The sequence below is a fragment of the Litoreibacter ascidiaceicola genome (assembly GCF_900129235.1).
In the GTDB taxonomy this organism is placed as follows: domain Bacteria; phylum Pseudomonadota; class Alphaproteobacteria; order Rhodobacterales; family Rhodobacteraceae; genus Litoreibacter; species Litoreibacter ascidiaceicola.
This window is the reverse complement of record NZ_FQUV01000004.1, coordinates 159268-177520: the sequence shown is the minus strand read 5'-3', so window position 1 is coordinate 177520 and position 18253 is coordinate 159268. Positions and strand designations below refer to the sequence as shown.

The 18253-nt window shown below is 59.0% G+C and carries 18 protein-coding genes; 15 read left to right on the top strand and 3 right to left on the bottom strand.

Features of this window, described 5'->3' with window-relative positions; genetic code table 11:
• Positions 1-7 precede the first annotated feature (7 nt).
• From BUB72_RS09785 to BUB72_RS09720, 14 genes are all read left to right on the top strand, one after another.
• The gene (locus BUB72_RS09785; RefSeq protein ID WP_073143372.1) at positions 8-310 is read left to right on the top strand and encodes an ArsR/SmtB family transcription factor; all 303 of its coding nucleotides are present in this window, start codon (positions 8-10) and stop codon (positions 308-310) included.
• Positions 311-435: 125 nt separating this feature from the next.
• Positions 436-1791, top strand: a complete 1356-nt coding sequence (locus tag BUB72_RS09780; protein WP_073143369.1) for a xanthine dehydrogenase small subunit — start codon at positions 436-438, stop codon at positions 1789-1791.
• Positions 1788-4067 carry a xanthine dehydrogenase molybdopterin binding subunit gene (gene xdhB / locus BUB72_RS09775; protein ID WP_073143367.1) on the top strand — a complete coding sequence of 760 codons (2280 nt, stop codon included), beginning with the start codon at positions 1788-1790 and terminating at the stop codon, positions 4065-4067. The genes BUB72_RS09780 and xdhB overlap by 4 nt, the downstream gene beginning before the upstream one ends.
• Entirely contained in the window at positions 4064-4999 is a 936-nt protein-coding gene (gene xdhC, locus BUB72_RS09770) for a xanthine dehydrogenase accessory protein XdhC (RefSeq protein ID WP_073143365.1), read from the top strand. Before xdhB ends, xdhC begins: the two co-directional genes overlap by 4 nt.
• On the top strand, positions 4996-6555 hold the full coding sequence (locus BUB72_RS09765; RefSeq protein ID WP_073143363.1) for an ABC transporter ATP-binding protein: 1560 nt from the start codon (positions 4996-4998) through the stop codon (positions 6553-6555). Before xdhC ends, BUB72_RS09765 begins: the two co-directional genes overlap by 4 nt.
• Positions 6552-7637, top strand: a complete 1086-nt coding sequence (locus BUB72_RS09760; RefSeq protein ID WP_073143361.1) for an ABC transporter permease — start codon at positions 6552-6554, stop codon at positions 7635-7637. Before BUB72_RS09765 ends, BUB72_RS09760 begins: the two co-directional genes overlap by 4 nt.
• Positions 7634-7927 (top strand): hypothetical protein, encoded by a 294-nt coding sequence (locus tag BUB72_RS09755; protein WP_073143358.1) that lies wholly within the window; start codon positions 7634-7636, stop codon positions 7925-7927. The genes BUB72_RS09760 and BUB72_RS09755 overlap by 4 nt, the downstream gene beginning before the upstream one ends.
• Positions 7918-8862, top strand: a complete 945-nt coding sequence (locus BUB72_RS09750) for an ABC transporter permease (protein WP_073143356.1) — start codon at positions 7918-7920, stop codon at positions 8860-8862. Before BUB72_RS09755 ends, BUB72_RS09750 begins: the two co-directional genes overlap by 10 nt.
• Before the next feature lie 37 nt (positions 8863-8899).
• Positions 8900-9979: a BMP family ABC transporter substrate-binding protein gene (locus BUB72_RS09745; protein ID WP_073143354.1), complete on the top strand. Its 1080-nt coding sequence runs from the start codon at positions 8900-8902 to the stop codon at positions 9977-9979.
• Between the two features lie 120 nt (positions 9980-10099).
• The gene (locus BUB72_RS09740; RefSeq protein ID WP_073143352.1) at positions 10100-10738 is read left to right on the top strand and encodes a CDGSH iron-sulfur domain-containing protein; all 639 of its coding nucleotides are present in this window, start codon (positions 10100-10102) and stop codon (positions 10736-10738) included.
• Positions 10739-10839: 101 nt separating this feature from the next.
• The gene (locus BUB72_RS09735) at positions 10840-11388 is read left to right on the top strand and encodes a hemerythrin domain-containing protein (RefSeq protein WP_245814785.1); all 549 of its coding nucleotides are present in this window, start codon (positions 10840-10842) and stop codon (positions 11386-11388) included.
• Between the two features lie 110 nt (positions 11389-11498).
• Positions 11499-12434 (top strand): aldo/keto reductase, encoded by a 936-nt coding sequence (locus tag BUB72_RS09730; protein WP_073143348.1) that lies wholly within the window; start codon positions 11499-11501, stop codon positions 12432-12434.
• Entirely contained in the window at positions 12431-13507 is a 1077-nt protein-coding gene (locus BUB72_RS09725) for an NAD(P)/FAD-dependent oxidoreductase (RefSeq protein WP_073143346.1), read from the top strand. The genes BUB72_RS09730 and BUB72_RS09725 overlap by 4 nt, the downstream gene beginning before the upstream one ends.
• A 35-nt stretch (positions 13508-13542) precedes the next feature.
• A complete protein-coding gene (locus tag BUB72_RS09720; protein ID WP_073143344.1) occupies positions 13543-13860 on the top strand; it encodes a hypothetical protein in 318 nt (105 codons plus the stop codon).
• Between the two features lie 77 nt (positions 13861-13937).
• On the opposite strand, the gene BUB72_RS09715 is transcribed toward BUB72_RS09720, so the two are convergent.
• The gene (locus tag BUB72_RS09715; protein WP_073143342.1) at positions 13938-16424 is read right to left on the bottom strand and encodes a GcvT family protein; all 2487 of its coding nucleotides are present in this window, start codon (positions 16422-16424) and stop codon (positions 13938-13940) included.
• Positions 16425-16600: 176 nt separating this feature from the next.
• On the opposite strand from BUB72_RS09715, the gene BUB72_RS09710 reads away from it, so the two are divergent.
• Positions 16601-17392 (top strand): lytic murein transglycosylase, encoded by a 792-nt coding sequence (locus BUB72_RS09710; protein WP_073143339.1) that lies wholly within the window; start codon positions 16601-16603, stop codon positions 17390-17392.
• 60 nt (positions 17393-17452) lie between these two features.
• Here the strand turns inward: BUB72_RS09710 and BUB72_RS09705 are convergent, their stop codons facing one another.
• Both BUB72_RS09705 and BUB72_RS09700 read right to left on the bottom strand, forming a co-directional pair.
• A complete protein-coding gene (locus tag BUB72_RS09705) occupies positions 17453-17962 on the bottom strand; it encodes a pyridoxamine 5'-phosphate oxidase family protein (RefSeq protein WP_073143337.1) in 510 nt (169 codons plus the stop codon).
• 3 nt (positions 17963-17965) lie between these two features.
• Positions 17966-18160: a CsbD family protein gene (locus BUB72_RS09700; RefSeq protein WP_073143335.1), complete on the bottom strand. Its 195-nt coding sequence runs from the start codon at positions 18158-18160 to the stop codon at positions 17966-17968.
• Between the last annotated feature and the right edge of the window lie 93 nt (positions 18161-18253).

The window sequence follows — 18253 nt, the reverse complement described above, 5'->3', positions numbered from 1 at the left end:
TAGCTGCATGGCTAACCATTCACTCGATACCCTTTTTGCGACCCTCGGCGATCCTACCCGCCGCGCCATCATCGAACGCTTGGCCCACGGGCCAGCCGCGGTCAAAGAACTGGCCGCGCCACATGACATGGCGCTTCCGTCTTTCTTGCAACATATCAAAGTTATGGAAGCTGGCGGCATCATCGCCACGCGCAAGGAAGGGCGGCAGCGCATTTGCTGGATGGAACCGAACGCGCTGATCCCGCTGCAAGGTTGGCTAGAATGGCAACGGCAAGCTTGGGAAGCGCAAACTCTTGGTCCGAAAAACTGAAACACTTGCCAAATGAACTTTCCTGCGCTTTCCTAGGCGTCAGCTAATCCCGCGCGCCTTCTACGTCGCATCGAAAGCGCGCATCTCGGGACACCCAACAGGTAACGCGGCAGGATAAATTCCATATGTTAACGTTTCTTCTGAACGGAGAGACCGTGGAGGCCGAGGTCGGCCCCACCGAGACGTTGCTTGATTTTTTGCGCGAACGGCGCGGAATGACGGGAACGAAGGAGGGTTGCAACGAAGGCGATTGCGGGGCCTGCTCCGTAATGGTCACCGGTGAGGACGGCATTATCCGCGCCATGAATGCCTGCATCCTGTTCATGCCTCAGCTTTCCGGCCGCGCGGTGCGCACGGTAGAGGGGATCGCTGGACCGAACGGTGATCTGCACCCTGTGCAACGCGCGATGGTAGAGCATCACGGCTCCCAATGCGGGTTTTGCACGCCGGGATTTATCACCACAATGGCTGCTGCGCATGCCAATGGCGCGACCGATCACGAGGATCAGCTTGCGGGCAACTTGTGCCGCTGCACCGGCTACGCGCCCATCATTCGCGCGGCGGAAGCTGCATCACGCGAGGATGTGCCTGACTGGATTGCTGACAGCCATGTTCAAGCCGAAGCCCCCTACCCGATGCCGGAAAGCTCTGACGAACTCGCCGCTTGGTACGAGGCAAACCCCGACGCTACGCTGATTGGCGGGGCAACGGATGTAGGTCTTTGGGTGACCAAGCGCCTTCAGGACTTGGGCAAGGTTGCCTTCACCGGACGCTGCTCCGATTTGCAACGGATCGAGGTCACCAAAAACGGCCTGCGCATTGGCGCTGCGTGCACAATCACGCAGTTGTTGGAGGCGGTGAAGCCATTCTACCCGTCATTTGCAGAACTACTGCGCCGCTACGGCTCCACCCAAGTACGCAACGCGGCAACGCTTGGAGGCAACATCGCCAATGGCTCCCCCATCGGGGACGGCCCGCCTGCGCTGATCGCGCTTGGGGCAACGCTGCATTTGCGCAAGGGCGACGCACGACGCGAGATGCCGATCGAAGATTTTTTTCTCGAATACGGCAAGCAAGATCGGCAGAAGGGCGAATTCGTTGAATTTATCACCATCCCCAAGCAGCGCGATACGGTGAAATGCTACAAGCTGTCCAAACGCTTTGATCAGGATATCTCGTCAGTTTGCGGATGTTTCAACATCGTGGTCGCTGGTGGCTCAGTCGCAAAGGCGCGCATTGCCTTTGGCGGCATGGCGGGAACGCCGAAACGGGCAACGCATGTTGAAGACGCGCTGATCGGCAAAGCGTGGTCCGAGGAAAATATGGAAGCCGCCTTGGCAGGCTTTGCCAAGGACTTCACCCCGATGAGCGACATGCGCGCCTCTGCGGACTACCGCATGCAAGCGGCGCAAAACATGTTGCGACGCGTCTATGTGGAAAGCCTTGGAATTCCCGCATCCGTGCTGGAGGTGCGCCCATGAGTGTAGGGAAGAACACCGCCCACGACGCAGGCCCGCTCCATGTGACAGGCGCGGCCAGATATACCGACGACATTCCAACGCCGCGGGGCACGTTGCACTTGGCCTTTGGGCTCAGCTCGATCGCTAAAGGCAGGATCATCAGTGTTGATCTGACGGATGTACGTCGCGCCGAGGGGGTTGTGGACGTGCTGACCGCATCCGACCTGCCCCATGACAATGATGTAAGCCCGTCCAACCACGACGAGCCGTTGCTGGCCGTTGAAGACGTGCATTATCTTGGCCAGCCGATATTTCTTGTTGTTGCGACGTCCCATCTTGCCGCACGCAAAGCCGCACGGTTGGCAAAGATCGACTATGACGCGCAAGAGCCAATTCTGACGATTGACGAAGCGATCGCTGCAAACGCGCGGTTTGAAGAGGGTCCTCGCGTCTACACCAAAGGAGATACCGAAGCGCATCTGGGCAAAGCCGCCAACCGTTTGCAAGGCAGTTTCGAGATCGGCGGTCAGGAGCATTTCTATCTGGAAGGCCATGCGGCCCTCGCCGTGCCGCAAGAGGGCGGCGATATGGTGGTTCATGCGTCGTCACAGCACCCTACGGAAATCCAGCACAAAGTAGCCGAGGCCCTTGGCCGCCCGATGAATGCAGTGCGTGTTGAAGTGCGCCGCATGGGTGGTGGCTTTGGTGGCAAGGAAAGTCAGGGCAACGCGCTCTGTGTGGCCTGTGCTGTGGTTGCCGACAAGCACGGCCACCCTGTCAAAATGCGCTACGACCGCGACGATGACATGATCATCACGGGGAAACGTCACGAATTTCGCATCGAGTATGATGTTGGATTTAACGCACGTGGTCGCATCGAGGCGATAGATTTCACCCATTATGCCCGCTGTGGCTGGGCGCAGGACCTGTCTTTGCCCGTCGCCGACCGCGCCATGCTGCATGCCGACAATGCGTATAATCTTGACCATGCCCGGATCACCTCGCACCGGCTGAAGACCAACACCCAGAGCAACACGGCGTTTCGTGGGTTTGGCGGACCGCAGGGCGTTGTCGGGATCGAACGTGTGATGGATCATATCGCACATCATTTACGTCTGGATCCCTTGCAGGTGAGGCGCGAGAATTTTTATGCCTCCGGCGGGAATATTTCTGCCAAGATGAAACCCCAAACCACGCCTTACGGGATGGAGGTGACCGATAGCATCATTCGCGAAATGGTGGATGCGCTGGAGATATCCTCGGACTATCAGGCGCGGCGAAAATCGGTTGCGGAATGGAATGACAAGAACCCGGTTCTGAAGCGCGGCATCGCAATCACGCCGGTTAAATTCGGAATCTCGTTCACGCTTACCCATCTCAATCAGGCGGGGGCCTTGGTGCATGTATATCAGGACGGCTCGATCCATTTGAACCATGGCGGCACCGAGATGGGTCAGGGACTGTTCACCAAAGTGGCGCAAGTTGCTGCGCATTCTTTTGGCGTGCCGCTTGACCTTGTTAAGATAACTGCGACCGACACCGGAAAAGTTCCGAACACCTCCGCGACGGCGGCCTCGTCCGGCTCGGACTTGAACGGCATGGCCGTTTTGAACGCATGCGAAACGATCAAAGGCCGGATGGCTGCGTTTTTGAGCGATGGCGAGGTTGTATTCGAGGACGGCTTGGTGCGGTTTGATGATCACGAGATGAGCTTCGCCGACGCCGCGTCGAAGGCCTACCAAAACCGCATATCTCTCTCGGCGACAGGGTTTTACGCCACCCCGGAGGTTCAATGGGACCGCATCAAGGGGCATGGTCGACCGTTTTTCTATTTCGCTTACGGCGCTGCTGTCACCGAAGTCGTCATAGATACGCTGACCGGCGAAAACCGGATACTTCGGGCGGATATTTTGCATGATTGCGGGCGCTCTCTGAACCCTGCGTTGGATATCGGGCAGATCGAAGGTGGCTACGTGCAAGGCGCAGGCTGGCTTACGACAGAAGAGCTGGTCTGGGACGCGAAAGGCTCCCTGAAAACACACGCGCCTTCGACCTACAAAATTCCCGCCGCCTCGGACCGGCCCGACATTTTCAACGTGGCCCTCTGGGATGGCGAGAATCGCGCCGAGACCGTGTTCAAATCCAAAGCCGTGGGAGAGCCGCCCTTGATGCTTGGTATTTCCGCGTGGTCAGCTCTTTCCGATGCAATTTCAGCTTGCGGCGAGGCCTTTCCAGACCTTGATGCGCCGGCCACCGCCGAGCGGGTGTTGCTGGCCTGCCAGAAATTGCGCGCGTGAGCTTCGATGTCCAAGGACTGCGTAACGCGCTGGAACAACATGGGCGTGCAGCACGTGTTGTCATTGCGTCTCATCAGGGCTCCAGCCCCCGCGAAGCGGGTGCATCCATGCTTGTCTGGGACGGTGGGCAATCAGGCACCATTGGCGGTGGCGCGCTGGAACTCGAGGCCGCGAGACGGGCGCTCGAAGCGACGGCGACCACGGTCACCCGCGTGCCGCTTGGCCCGGCTTTGAGACAATGCTGCGGTGGGTCGGTGACTTTGGTCACTGAAGTCTTTGAGCGTTTACCAGATGTCTCAAATAACTATCTGCGCCGCGTCGAAGGGAATGCGGCTGAACCCTTGGAAATCAAGCGCGCAAAATCGCAAGATCGCAACGGGTCGGGCCATGACCTAGTTTTCGATCAAGGCTGGCTGTTCGAGCCGGTGCAGCCCGCCCGTGTGCCGCTTTGGGTTTGGGGCGCGGGACATGTCGGGCGGGCGATTGTCGATGTCATCGCCCCCACGCAGGCGGTTGATATCACATGGGTGGATAGCGCGCCCGACCGCTTTCCCAACAGCCAAGGCGACAAAAATTCATTTATTATTAACGAGTTGACAGCTGTCAACATTCCCGACGCCGTGCCGCATGCGCCACGCGATGCGCATCATCTGATCCTGACCTACTCACATGTGTTCGATCTGGACCTGTGCCACCGGCTGCTGGCGCACGGCTTTGCCAGCGCGGGGCTCATCGGCTCGGCCACCAAATGGGCGCGGTTTAGATCAAGGCTTCGCACGCTTGGCCACACGGACGCACAAATTTCCCGCATTCAATGCCCGATCGGGCAACCTGTCCTGGGGAAGCACCCTCAGGCCATTGCGGTGGGCGTTGCATCTGAGCTACTGATGTCCTTGCAAACGAAGGCCTTGGGGAAGGATGTCGCGGTTTGACGGAGGAGCGTCTCAGCACAGCGGGTGAAGACCTGCTGACAATCGCCGGCCTGACCAAGGCCTATCCCGGTGTCGTCGCCAACGACCAAGTCTCATTCGCCATTCGCCCCGGCGAGGTGCACGCGCTGCTTGGTGAAAATGGTGCGGGCAAATCCACCCTTGTCAAAATGATATACGGGCTGGTGAAGCCCGACGCCGGAACGATGACCTTCAAAGGCATGCCCTACGCACCGTCCGAGCCGCGTGCGGCGCGCGCAACAGGTGTGGCGATGGTGTTTCAACACTTCTCGCTTTTCGAGGCGTTGGATGTGGCCGAGAACATTGCCCTCGGCATGGAAAATCCGCCGAAAATGCGCGACCTCGCTGCGCGTATTCGCGAGGTGTCCCAAAACTATGGCCTGCCGCTGGATCCGGACCAGCTGGTCGGCGATTTGTCCGCAGGTGAGCGCCAACGCGTCGAAATCATTCGCTGTTTGCTGCAAAACCCCAAGCTGCTGATTATGGATGAGCCGACTTCGGTTCTGACACCGCAAGAAGTCGCTATTCTGTTTCAAACCTTGGAAAAGCTCCGCGGCGAGGGATGTTCAATCCTGTATATTTCACACAAACTGGAAGAAATTCGCGCCTTGTGTGATCACGCGACGGTATTGCGACTGGGCAAGGTGGTCGGGACCTGTAATCCGCGTCAGGAAACTGCGCGCGCTATGGCTGAGATGATGGTTGGCGAGGTGCTCCATGTGCCGCTGAAAGCCCCACGTGTTCCGCAAGAAGTGGCGCTGGAGATTGAGGCGCTAGACGTGCCAGCTCGAACCGCGTTCGGCACCTCGCTGAAAGATATAAATATGGCGGTGCAAATGGGTGAAATCCTTGGCATCGGCGGCGTGGCGGGCAACGGGCAGGACGAGTTGTGTTCGGTGATTTCGGGTGAAATTCTAGTAGGCGCATCGCAGGTGCGGCTGCTGGGGAACGCTGTCGGTGACAAGGGTCCGAATGCACGTCGCGCGCTTGGCATGCTGGCCGCCCCGGAGGAGCGTTTGGGCCATGCAGCGGCCCCTGATATGTCGCTGACCGAGAACGCATTGCTTTCGGGTGCGGTGCGCGAAGGTCTGGAAACCCGTGGCATGATAGATTGGGGCAGAACACGCGAATTTGCCAAAAAGATCATTCAAGAATTCGACGTGCGCACGCCCTCGGCGAACACGGCAGCGCGGGCTCTGTCTGGTGGTAACTTGCAGAAATTCGTTATCGGGCGGGAAATTCTGCAAAACCCGTCAGTGCTGGTGGTAAATCAACCGACATGGGGCGTCGATGCCTCCGCGGCAGCAGCCATCCGGCAAGCCTTGCTGGACTTGGCGTCAGCAGGGGCCGCGATCGTTGTGATCAGTCAGGATCTGGACGAGCTAATGGAGATTTCTGACCGCTTCGCCGCCCTTAACGAAGGACGCTTGAGCCAGCCTGTCGAAGCATCCGGACTAACGGTGGATCAGATCGGTCTGATGATGGGCGGGGCGCATGATCTTGATCCTGTACCAGCATCGTCGGAGGCTCTTGCATGATCGTCCTGGAAAAACGGCCACAACCCTCGAAGCTTTGGACGGCGATCACGCCGGTCTTCGCCGTTGTGGCCACGATGATCGCCGGTGGCATCATGTTCGCCCTGCTTGGCAAGGACCCGTTCGAGGCCATCCGCACGATCTTCTGGGACCCGTTGTTCAACGAACAATTCGCGGCCTTCTCACGCCCGCAACTCTTGGTGAAGGCCGCGCCGTTGATCCTGATCGCAACCGGATTGGCGATGGGGTTTCGCGCAGGCGTCTGGAACATCGGGGCCGAGGGGCAATACATCATCGGAGCACTGTCCGGTGCCGCTGTTGGGCTCGCCTTCTATCCAACTGAAAGCTTCTTCATTTTCCCGCTTATGGTCATCGCCGGCGCGTTGGGTGGTTTTCTTTGGGCGATGATCCCGGGCCTGTTGAAGGTGAAGTTTCATACCAACGAAATTCTGGTTTCGCTTCTGCTGGTTTATGTGGCGGAGTTCATTCTGGCCTCGATGGCGCTGGGCGCGTTGCGCAACCCTGAAGGGAACGGCTTCCCGGGGTCGCGGAATTTCAAAGACTACCCGTCAGCTTTCAACGCAGAGCTTTTGCCCAACACAGGCCTTCATTGGGGTGTTGTCGCAGCGATCATCGCCGTGATCTTCGCTTACGTCTTGTTCTCGAAACACATGATGGGCTTCCACATTCGGCTGGCTGGCCAAGCCCCGAAAGCCGCACGTTTCGGCGGGGTGGATCCTGCGCGCTTGATCCTGTTCTGCCTTGGCACCTCAGGCGCGCTCGCCGGACTTGCGGGGTTGTTTGAAGTGTCCGGTCCTGCAGGTCAGGTCAGCATCGACTTCAATGTGGGCTACGGTTTTACCGCCATCATCGTGGCCTTCCTTGGTCGCCTGAACCCGTTCGGCATCTTGCTGGCGGGCTTGCTTATGGCATTGACCTATATCGGCGGCGAGCTCGCCAGCTTCATGCTGGGGGTTCCGACGGCGGCCATTCAAGCCTTCCAAGGGATGTTGTTGTTCTTTTTGCTGGCGGTGGATGTGTTGACGAACTACCGGATCAGGTTTGGCAAAAGGAAGGTCGCATGATGCAATTGCACAAAGCACCACTTTTCATGGGGGGCATGATGGGTCTCATGTTGCCATGGATGTTGCACATGGAAACCGGTGGCACCGCGGGACTTTTGTTTGTGTTTTCACATGTCGCGCTGATTTTAGCGCTCGCAGCGCTGGCACTGCTTGTGCCACGCGTGAGGCATAGGCTGCGTGCGATCAAAAGTCATGCAATTCACCTGCCTGTCATGGGCGTTGGTTTCACGGCAGGATGGGTTGCCACCTGCGCACTCTGCCTTGCGATCGGGGGTGTACATTGGACCTGAGCGCAATCTCCCCTACCCTGCTGCTAGCCTCCCTCATGGTGGCCGCGACCCCTATTTTGCTGGCTGCACTTGGTGAGTTGGTCGTTGAAAAATCCGGCGTCCTGAACCTTGGTGTCGAAGGCATGATGATCACCGGTGCGATCTGCGGCTTTGCAATCGCTGTTGAAACTGGATCGCCCGTATTCGGCTTTATCGCGGCAGCTGTTGGCGGGGCGATTTTGTCGCTGATTTTCGGCCTACTGACGCAGTATTTGCTGTCAAACCAAGTCGCCACGGGTCTGGCACTTACTCTATTCGGACTCGGACTATCCTCGCTGCTAGGTCAGGGATATGTCGGCATCCGGCCACCCGCAGTCGAGAAGCTAGACTTCGGGCCGCTCGCCGACATCCCCTTCATTGGTCGGGTTCTTTTCACCCATGACCTGATGGTTTATCTGACTTTGGCCCTTTGCGTCGGAACATGGGCCGTGCTGAAATTCACCCGTGCAGGGCTGATCTTGCGCGCGGTCGGCGAGAACCACGACGCGGCGCATGCGCTTGGCTACAAGGTCGTGAAGGTGCGGCTGCTGGCGATCATGTTTGGCGGCGCGTGTGCGGGATTGGGCGGCGCGTATCTTAGCCTCATTCGCGTTCCTCAATGGACCGAGGGAATGACGGCGGGCGCGGGCTGGATTGCGCTGGCGATTGTGGTCTTTGCGTCTTGGCGTCCCTTGCGCGTGTTGCTGGGTGCCTATCTTTTTGGCGGGGTAACCGTGTTGCAGCTGAACTTGCAGGCTGCGGGGTTGGCGATTCCAGTGGAGTACTTGTCCATGTCGCCGTATCTGATAACCATCGCTGTGCTGGTCATAATGTCGGCCCCCCGCAAGGGTGGCAAAGCCCGCGCATCACTTGCCGCGCCCGCCTGCCTCGGTCGCGCATTCCATGCCTCTCACTGAGGCCACTAACTGTTTTAAACCTGGGGAGATACCACTCATGAAACGCAGAACTATCCTTGCAGGGGCCGTTGCGGCCCTCGCACTTACCACCGGCGCATTCGCCGACGGCCACGCCAAAACCAAGGTCGGCTTCATCTTCGTCGGCCCCGTCGGCGACGGCGGCTGGACCTACGAGCACAACCAAGGCCGTTTGGCCGTGGAAGCCGAGTTCGGCGACAAGGTCGAGACCATCTTCCAAGAAAGCGTCCCTGAGGGTGCCGACGCGGAGCGCGTGATTACACAGATGGCGCTGTCGGGTGCCGACCTGATCTTCACCACCTCGTTTGGCTATATGGACCCGACCAACGCGGTCGCGGCGAAATTCCCGAACGTGAAGTTCGAGCACGCCACCGGCTACAAACGCGCCGACAACGTGTCGACATACTCTGCCCGCTTCTATGAAGGCCGCGCAGTTCAGGGCCACATCGCGGGCAAGATGACCAAGACCAACAAGGTCGGCTACATCGCGTCATTCCCGATCCCGGAAGTTATCCGTGGCATCAACGCGGCCTACATCCACGCCAAGAAAGTGAACCCTGACGTCGAATTCAGCGTTGTCTGGGCCTACACATGGTTTGACCCTGCAAAAGAAGCTGATGCAGCGACCGCGCTGATCGAACAAGGTGCTGACGTGATCTTGCAGCACACCGACTCTACCGCGCCACAGGCTGCGGCTCAGAAAGCCGGTAACGTGATCACTTTCGGTCAGGCGTCCGACATGTCGGAATATGCGCCCATGCCACGGGTGTCGTCGATCATCGACAACTGGGCGCCCTACTACATCGAACGCGTGAAAGCGGTGATGGACGGAACTTGGGAAAGCACCGACACGTGGGACGGCATCGGCCCGGGCATGGTTGGCATCGGTGAGATTTCCGATGCTGTTCCAGCTGACGTGAAAGCGGAAGCTCTGGCATTGAAAGACAGCTTGGCGGACGGCTCCTACCACCCATTCACCGGCCCGCTGAAAAAGCAGGACGGGTCCGACTGGTTGGCCGAGGGTGAGACTGCCGATGACGGCACGCTGGCTGGCATGAACTTCTACCTTGAAGGCATCACTGGCGACATTCCAAACTAAAGCCAACGAAGTTTTGGCGATCAAGGCCCGCAGCACCCAAGCTGCGGGCCTTTTTAGTTTGGTGCGCAGCGCTACATTGGGCATGCTAAAGTCGGGGAAACGAAACAGCAGGAGACGCACATGCGCCGCAAGGGATATGAAGGCAAAGACATCACGGTCAGTTTTGATCTGAAGCGATGCGTTCACGCGCGCAATTGCTTCTTGAAACTTCCAACTGTGTTTGACCCCAAGCAGCGCCCTTGGGTGCAACCTGACAACGCAACAGCTGACGACGTCGCCGCCGTGGTGCGAACCTGCCCTTCGGGTGCCTTGGCCTTCCACCGCGAAACCGGCGTTAACGAGACCCCTCCTCAGATCAACCAAATCGCTGTTCTGGAAAACGGTCCTTTGGCCGCGTCCGGAAGTTTCGAGATCGACGGGGTGGAGACAGAAAGCAGGGTCACATTGTGCCGTTGTGGTCTCTCCAAGAACAAGCCCTACTGCGACTACTCCCATGTAGAGACCGGGTTCACTGCGACGGGAGAGCCATCGCCGAAATCCCCTGCCGGGTCGGAGCAACATGGCGGGAAGGTCGCGACACTTCGCATCCCTGACGGCCCGCTCAAGATCGAGGGCAATATCGAACTGACCACAGGTACGGGACGCCAGATTGCCACCCTGCCCAAGGCATTCCTGTGCCGCTGCGGTGCATCGAAGAACAAACCCTATTGCGACGGAAGCCACAAAGACGCGGGCTTTTCGGATCCTGTAGACAGCTGACGTCGATGATGGTGCGCCAATCACCTAGCTAACCTGCGCGAACACGCAGTTGTTATCAGGCCCCGCATCCTCATTTGGCATGGATGACAACAAATCAAACTGTGAGACAGGATGCGCTGCCTGATGAAATGCGCATCCTGCTTCGGGACTACCCGCGCGAAGCTTGGCCGGGTCACCCGAACTTCGCCGCTTCTATTCAAAACTGGATGGGGGCTCATGACATGTTTCGACAACTTGGACGGGAGGTTCGCCTCAATACCCAGAGCTATCTGAACAAAGACCGTTCGGCGGAGGATTCCGCCGACAGATTGGCATATTACGGCAACCTGTTGGTCAGAAACCTGCACGGGCATCACGGATGGGAAGACCATTCTTTCTTTCCAGAATTGTCCGCCGCCGATGGCCGGTTTGATGCTGGCTTGGAAACGTTGGAGACCGATCATCTGGCTTTGGACAACGTGCTGGACCGTTTAACCCGACAAGCCAACCGCGTGGTCAAGCTCACCCAGCTTGACGAGGCACAGGCCTATGAAGAATCCGGCACGCTGCTTGAAACCGCGTCGGAGATCGAAGCCTTTCTGGCCAGGCATCTGGTAGACGAAGAGGATTTGGTCGTCCCGATCCTGCTCCATCACAAGCTGCGGGGATAGCGATCCTCTCAAGCCACAGACACAGCCCCAATGCGGGGCTGTGATCTGGCTTTTGCAAGTCGCACCCTATTCCCTTTCCACAGCAAAATCTTTCTGCCAAGTTCAAACGCATGATACATTTGACCACGGCCAACGGGGCCCCCGCATCCAAACTTTGCTTTGGCACCATGCAATTCGGCGGCAAGGCCGACATCGTCGCCAGCCAGTCGATGTATGAAGACTGCCGCACCGCTGGTATCAACTTCTTTGACACAGCTTATGTCTACACAGGCGGCCAATCCGAAACCATGCTGGGCCGTTTCGTGCAATCCGAACGCGACGACGTTCTAATCGCCACCAAAATCGCGTATGACAAACCCACGACCAAAGCCAATGTGCTGCAATCGTTCGAGGAAAGCCGATCCCGCATGAAGGTCGATATGATCGACCTCTTGTATTTGCACCGGTTCGATCCCCACACACCTTTGCAAGACAGCTTCGAGGCGCTCGCAGAATTGCGCGAAGACGGGTTGATCCGCTACATCGGGATATCCAATTTCGCAGCATGGCAGGTGATGAAGGCAGCGCAGGTCGCCCGTGATCTAGGAACCACAGTGGATGTCCTTCAACCGATGTATAATCTGGTGAAGCGTCAAGCCGAGGTCGAAATATTCCCCGCCTGTGCTGACCAAGGTATCGCTGTTGTCCCTTACTCTCCGCTGGGCGGCGGGTTGTTGACAGGGAAATACGCCAGCGATGAAGCGGCGGGACGCCTCATTGACGACACACGCTACAATGCCCGTTACAATGTCCCGTGGATGCACGAGGCCGCGGCGGCACTCCCCGCGCTCGCAGCAAAACATGGCACCGACGCCGCGACGCTTGCCGTTGCTTGGGTCGCCAAAAACGGCAAGGTCACCAGCCCGATCATCTCGGCCCGGTCGTCGGAACAACTTGCGCCGTCCTTGGCGGCACTGGATTTTGACATGAGCGACGCCTTGTATGACGAAGTCACCGCCCTGAGCCTAACGCCGCCACCGGCGACGGATCGGCTTGAAGAAGCATGATTGATTTTCTGGTGATCGGCGGCGGGATTGCCGGTGCCTCAGCCGCAGCGCGCCTGTCAGATTTGGGCAGCGTTACTTTGCTAGAGCGTGAAGAGGCTTTGGCCTATCACGCCTCCGGCCGTTCGGCGGCGATGTTTGAGGAAACCTATGGTAAGCCGTCCACGGTTGTCCTGAACCGCGCGAGCAAAGACTGGCATTTGAACGTGAACGGGTCGCGTGATCTTCCACGCGGGATGATGCTGCTTGGTCAGGAGGGGAACGAGCTGGCCTTCACGACTGACATGGTCTCGATGCAGCTGCGCCGTTTGACGCTGGGCGAAGCGGCTGAACTATTTCCAATCGTCGACCCCAATCGCGTCACCCAAGTCGGATATCACGAGGATGCCTGGGATATTGACACGGACGCCGCGATACAGCGCTTCATCCGACATATGCGCGGCAATGGTGGGACGGTCGTGACCCGTGCGGACGTCTCGACAATTGAGAAAACGCCGCAAGGGTGGCGCGTGTCTGCTGGTGAAGATTACGAGGCGCGCCAGATCATCAACGCCGCAGGGGCGTGGGCGGACCAGATCGCGCAATTGGCAGGAGTCAGCCCGCTGGGGCTACAACCGATGCGCCGCTCCATGGCGCGGGTCGCCGCGCCGGACGGCCACGATGTTGCCCGCTGGCCGATGTTGTTTGGACCGGGTGAAAACTGGTACGCAAAGCCTGATGCGGGTGCTGTGTTGATTTCACCTGCCGATGAAGAGCCCGTCGTGCCAATGGATGCATGGGCCGTCGATATGGTTCTGGCAGAGGGGATAGCCCGCTACGAGGAGCATGTCACCACGCCAGTGCAACGGATGATCGCGAATTGGGCGGGCTTGCGCACCTTCGCCCCTGATCGCTGCCTCGCGATTGGCGCGTCCGAGCGGGACGGGTTTTGGTGGTGCGCAGGACAAGGCGGATACGGTTTTCAAACGGCCCCCGCCGCATGCCAGTTGCTGGCTGATCTGGTGGCCAATCGCGTCCCTGAACTCGACAAGGACACTGTCCTGTCCCTGTCACCCCAGAGATTTTCAACCAATTGAATTGTGCGAGGGTCGGTCATAGGTGAAGACACATAATGTCACCTGATCCACATAAGCGCGCACGCGAAACTCGTCGTTTCGAGCGTCAATTCGATGCCATCGAAAGAACAATGCCTGCGCTACAGCGCCCGCTGAAAGCGATCCGCGCACGGGGATGGTGGATCCTTCGCGTGCCGATCGCTTTGATCTTCATCATTGGCGGGTTTCTGGCCATTCTGCCGGTCTTCGGCTTCTGGATGCTACCGATCGGGCTATTGCTGCTTGCTGTCGACATCACCGCTTTGCGGGGGCCATTAGTGAACTTGATCGTGCGCGCCCGCCGACGGATCGAGCTGTGGCGCATGCGCAATTAAGCTGCTCAGCCAAAACCGAGTATAACTCAAAAATATCCCCAGAAGGTGAAGGGGGGCAATGACCCCCTTCCAAACTTTCAGCCGTCCATGCGGATGGTCGCGTTTTTGGGATCGTAGGGGCTGTCCTCGACCACGGTGGCGTCCCAAAGCTGGCGTTGCATACGCACCTTGAGCTTGGTTCCAACTTCGGCCAGTTCCCGTTTGACATAGCCCATGCCGATGCTTTTTCCAAAGGCCACAGAATAACCGCCGGAGGTCAGGCGGCCCACTTTGGTTTCGCCGTCATACAGCGCCTCGCGGCCCCATGGGTCGGCGTCGTCCGGCCCGTCGATCAGCAGCGTCACGCATTTGGAGCGGATGCCGAGCGCCTGCATCGCGTCCTTGCCACGGAAGTCTTTTTCCAGATCGACGAAGCGCGGCAGATCGGCCTCCAACGGGGTCGCATCGCGGCCCAGCTCGTTGCCAAAAGCGCGGTAGGATTTTTCCTGACGCAGCCAGTTTTGCGCCCGTGCGCCGACCAGTTTCATGCCATGCGGCTCGCCTGCTTTTTCGAGTAGATCGAACAGGTAGTTCTGCATCTCGATGGGGTGGTGCAACTCCCAGCCCAACTCGCCCGTATAGGCCACGCGGATGGCGTTGACGGGGCACATGCCCAGCTCGATCTGCTTGGCCGACAGCCATGGGAAGCGCTTGTTGCTGAGCGCTGTGGAAGGGTCGGCGTCCTTGATCACGGCGTTCAGCACGTCGCGGGATTTCGGGCCTGCGATGGCGAAAACTCCCCATTGGGTGGTGACGTCCTGGCATTCGATGCGGCCGAACTGAGGTTCCATGTCCTCAATGCTTTTGCGCAGATAGTCTGCGTCATAGGCGGTCCATGCACCGGCGCTCACCAGATAGAATTCGTCTTCGGCCAGCCGCACGATGGTGTATTCCGTGCGCGTGGTGCCTGCGTCGGTCAGCGCGTAGGTCAGGTTGATGCGGCCCACGCGGGGCAGTTTGTTGGTGGTGAACCACTCGAGGAAGGCCGCCGCGCCTGCCCCTTTGACGATGTGCTTGGTGAAGGCGGTCGCGTCGACAAGGCCGACGCCCTCGCGGATGGCCTTGGCCTCCTCCACCGCGTATTGCCACCAGCCGCCGCGACGGAAAGATCGGGCGTCGTGGTCGCTGAAGCCTTCGGGGGCGTAGTAGTTGGGGCGTTCCCAGCCGTTGACCCAGCCGAATTGCGCGCCGCGTGCGGCCTGGCGGTCATAGGCGGGCGATGTGCGCAAGGGGCGTGCTGCGGGCCGTTCCTCGTCGGGGTGGTGGAGGATGTAGACGTGGTCGTAGCATTCCTCGTTCTTGCGGGCGGCGAACTCGGTGGTCATCCAAGAGCCGTAGCGTTTGGGGTCCAGCGAGGCCATGTCGATCTCCGCCTCGCCCTCTACCATCATCTGAGCAAGGTAGTAGCCGGTGCCTCCCGCCGCCGTGATGCCGAACGAGAAGCCCTCGGCGAGCCACATGTTGCGCAGGCCCGGCGCGGGGCCGACCAGCGGGTTGCCGTCGGGCGTGTAGCAGATCGGGCCGTTGAAATCGTCCTTCAGGCCACATTCCTCGCAGGACGGGATGCGGTGGATCATTTCCATATATTGCTGCTCGATCCGCTCCAGATCGAGCTGGAACAGGTCGGCGCGGAAGCTGTCGGGGACGCCGTATTCAAAACGGGCGGGGGCGCTCTTCTCGTAGACGCCCAATATCCAGCCGCCACGTTCCTCGCGGACATAGCTTTGCGCGTCGGCGTCGCGGATGACGGGGTGTTCAGGGTTGGTCTTGCGCCATTCGACCAGCGCGGGGTCCTGCTCCATCACGATGAATTGGTGCTCTACGGGGATGGCTGGGATCTTGATGCCCAGCAGCTGCGCCGTGCGCTGCGCGTGGTTGCCCGTGGCGGTGACGACGTGTTCGGCGGTGATGACCGTCTGCTCGTCGGAGGGAACCAAATTGCCGCCCTTCTCCACCATCTTGGTGACGGTCACACGCCATTCGGAGCCGGTCCACTCGTAGCCATCGACCTGCCATTTCCGCTCGATCGTGACGCCGTGCTGACGCGCGCCCTTGGCCATAGCCATAGTGACGTCGGCGGGATTAATGTAGCCATCGGTGTTGTGGTAGATCGCGCCTTTCAGATCGTCGGTGCGCAGCAATGGCCAGCGGTCTTTGATCTGGGTGGGAGTCAGCCATTCGTGTGGCACACCGACGGTTTCGGCGGTGGAGCTATAGAGCGCGTATTCATCCATACGGTCCTGTGTGCGGGCCATGCGCAGGTTGCCGCAGACCGAGAAACCCGCGTTCAGGCCGGTTTCCGCCTCAAGCTGCTTGTAGAACTTGATCGAGTAGTCGTGGATGTGCGTCGTCGCGAACGACATGTTAAAATAGGGCAAGAGCCCTGCCGCGTGCCATGTGGAGCCGGAGGTCAGCTCGTCGCGTTCCAGCAGCATGGTGTCCCAACCCGCCTTGCCCAAATGGTAGGCGATCGAGGTTCCGACGGCACCGCCGCCGACGACCAGTGCTTTGACATGCGTTTTCATTCTAACCGACTCCCGTTGGGCTTACTTGGGTTCTGTCTAGCAAGGCAGACGGCAATCCCCGAGCGCCTTTCGACGCATAATCCACCATTTCCGACAAGCGGGCGCTCCGCCAGTTGCGTACGATCCTGCTCGAAGCTAATCTGGGCAGAATTGTTTCACACAAATGGATTTATACCATGCTCCGCTCTGCTCTTGTAATCGCCGCCCTGACCTTGGCCTCCCCCGCACTGTCAGCCCAATGCGGCAACAGCTCCGGTGGCTACAACGCTTGGAAGGCCGAGTTCGCTAGAGAGGCGGCGCAAGCCGGCGTCGGGCAACGGGGCCTCGCCGCGCTGGCTTCGACACAATACGCGCAACGCACGATCAACGCGGACCGCAATCAGAAGAGTTTCAAGTATTCCTTGTCGAAATTCATGCAGGTGCGCGGGGCCGACACTATCGTCGCCCAAGGGCGTAAACGCAAGGCGCGGAACGCGGCGTTTTATAACTCACTTGAGGCAAAATACGGCGTGCCTGCGGGTGTGATTATAGCCATCCACGGCATGGAAACGGGGTTCGGCAACTTCATGGGGGACAGCAATGTGGTGTCGTCTATTTCGACACTCGCCTATGATTGCCGTCGGTCGGATTTCTTCACCGGCCATGCGCTCGCGGCGCTGAAACTGGTGGATCGGGGCATCATTTCGCCGAACTCCATCGGCGCGAAACATGGCGAGTTGGGCCACACCCAGTTCCTGCCGGGAAACGTGCTGAAATACGGGCAAGACGGGAATGGCGACGGGCGGATTGATCTGAACAATCTGGCGGATGCGATGGCGTCGACGGCAAATTTCCTAAAAGGAAAAGGCTGGAAACGCGGGGCGGGCTACCAAGAAGGGCAGACGAATTTTGCGGTGATCAAGCAATGGAATGCGGCGGGGGTTTACCAGAAGGCGATCGCCATTATGGCGGGGAAGATCGACGGGTAGGCGGCGCACGAATTTTAAGACGTGTAAAAGCCCCGCCTTAACAGGCGGGGCTTTCGTTTTTCAGGCAGCAGACGCAAAGTTGATCACCTTGTGGGTGCCGGTCTGGGCCGTTCCGTCGGTCATGTTGGCGCGGAGCACCTCTATGCCGAACGCGAACGGGTTGCCCGAAGACGACCAGATTGCCGCCTCGCGCAGGGGCATGTGCAGCAAGCACACATCCCTATCCTCGCGACCGCCCTCGAAAAAGGCGGCGGCGGCGGCGGACCAGATTTCATCCAGCTTGGCCTCGTCCTGACTTTGGCGGATCGGGCCAGACAGACAGGCATAGAAGTCCTGCGAAGTGCTTTGGACGCAGAAATGTGCCGTATTGCCTTGCCCAATGCCACGAACCAAGTCGGTGTCGCGGGACGTGATGAACCACAACTCGCCGGTATCGCGGTCAAAGTAGTGGGTCATCGGCTGCATGTGTTGCCCGGAGCCCTCGACCCCCAACATGCCCGCACGGACATCGTCGAGTTGGTCGAAAAGCTGACCCCGGGCGTCTGTTTCAGTGCGGTCAGTGTCAGCCATGGCTTAACTCGCCATGAAGCTGTCGACTTCTTTGCGCGCTTCTTCTTTGGTCTTACCGTATTTTTGCTGGATCAGGCCTTCGATTTTCTCGCGATTGCCCTCAGCTTGGTCAAGCTCATCATTGGTCAGCTCGCCCCATTTCGCTTGGGCTTTGCCCTTCCATTCTTTCCAGTTGCCTTCGATTTGGTCCCAGTTCATCTCGTATTCCTTTCATTCGGTTACGGTATGACTAGACAACCACCGAGGGCGGCAAATGTTCCGCCACATCGTGAGAAAACTAGAAAGAAATGG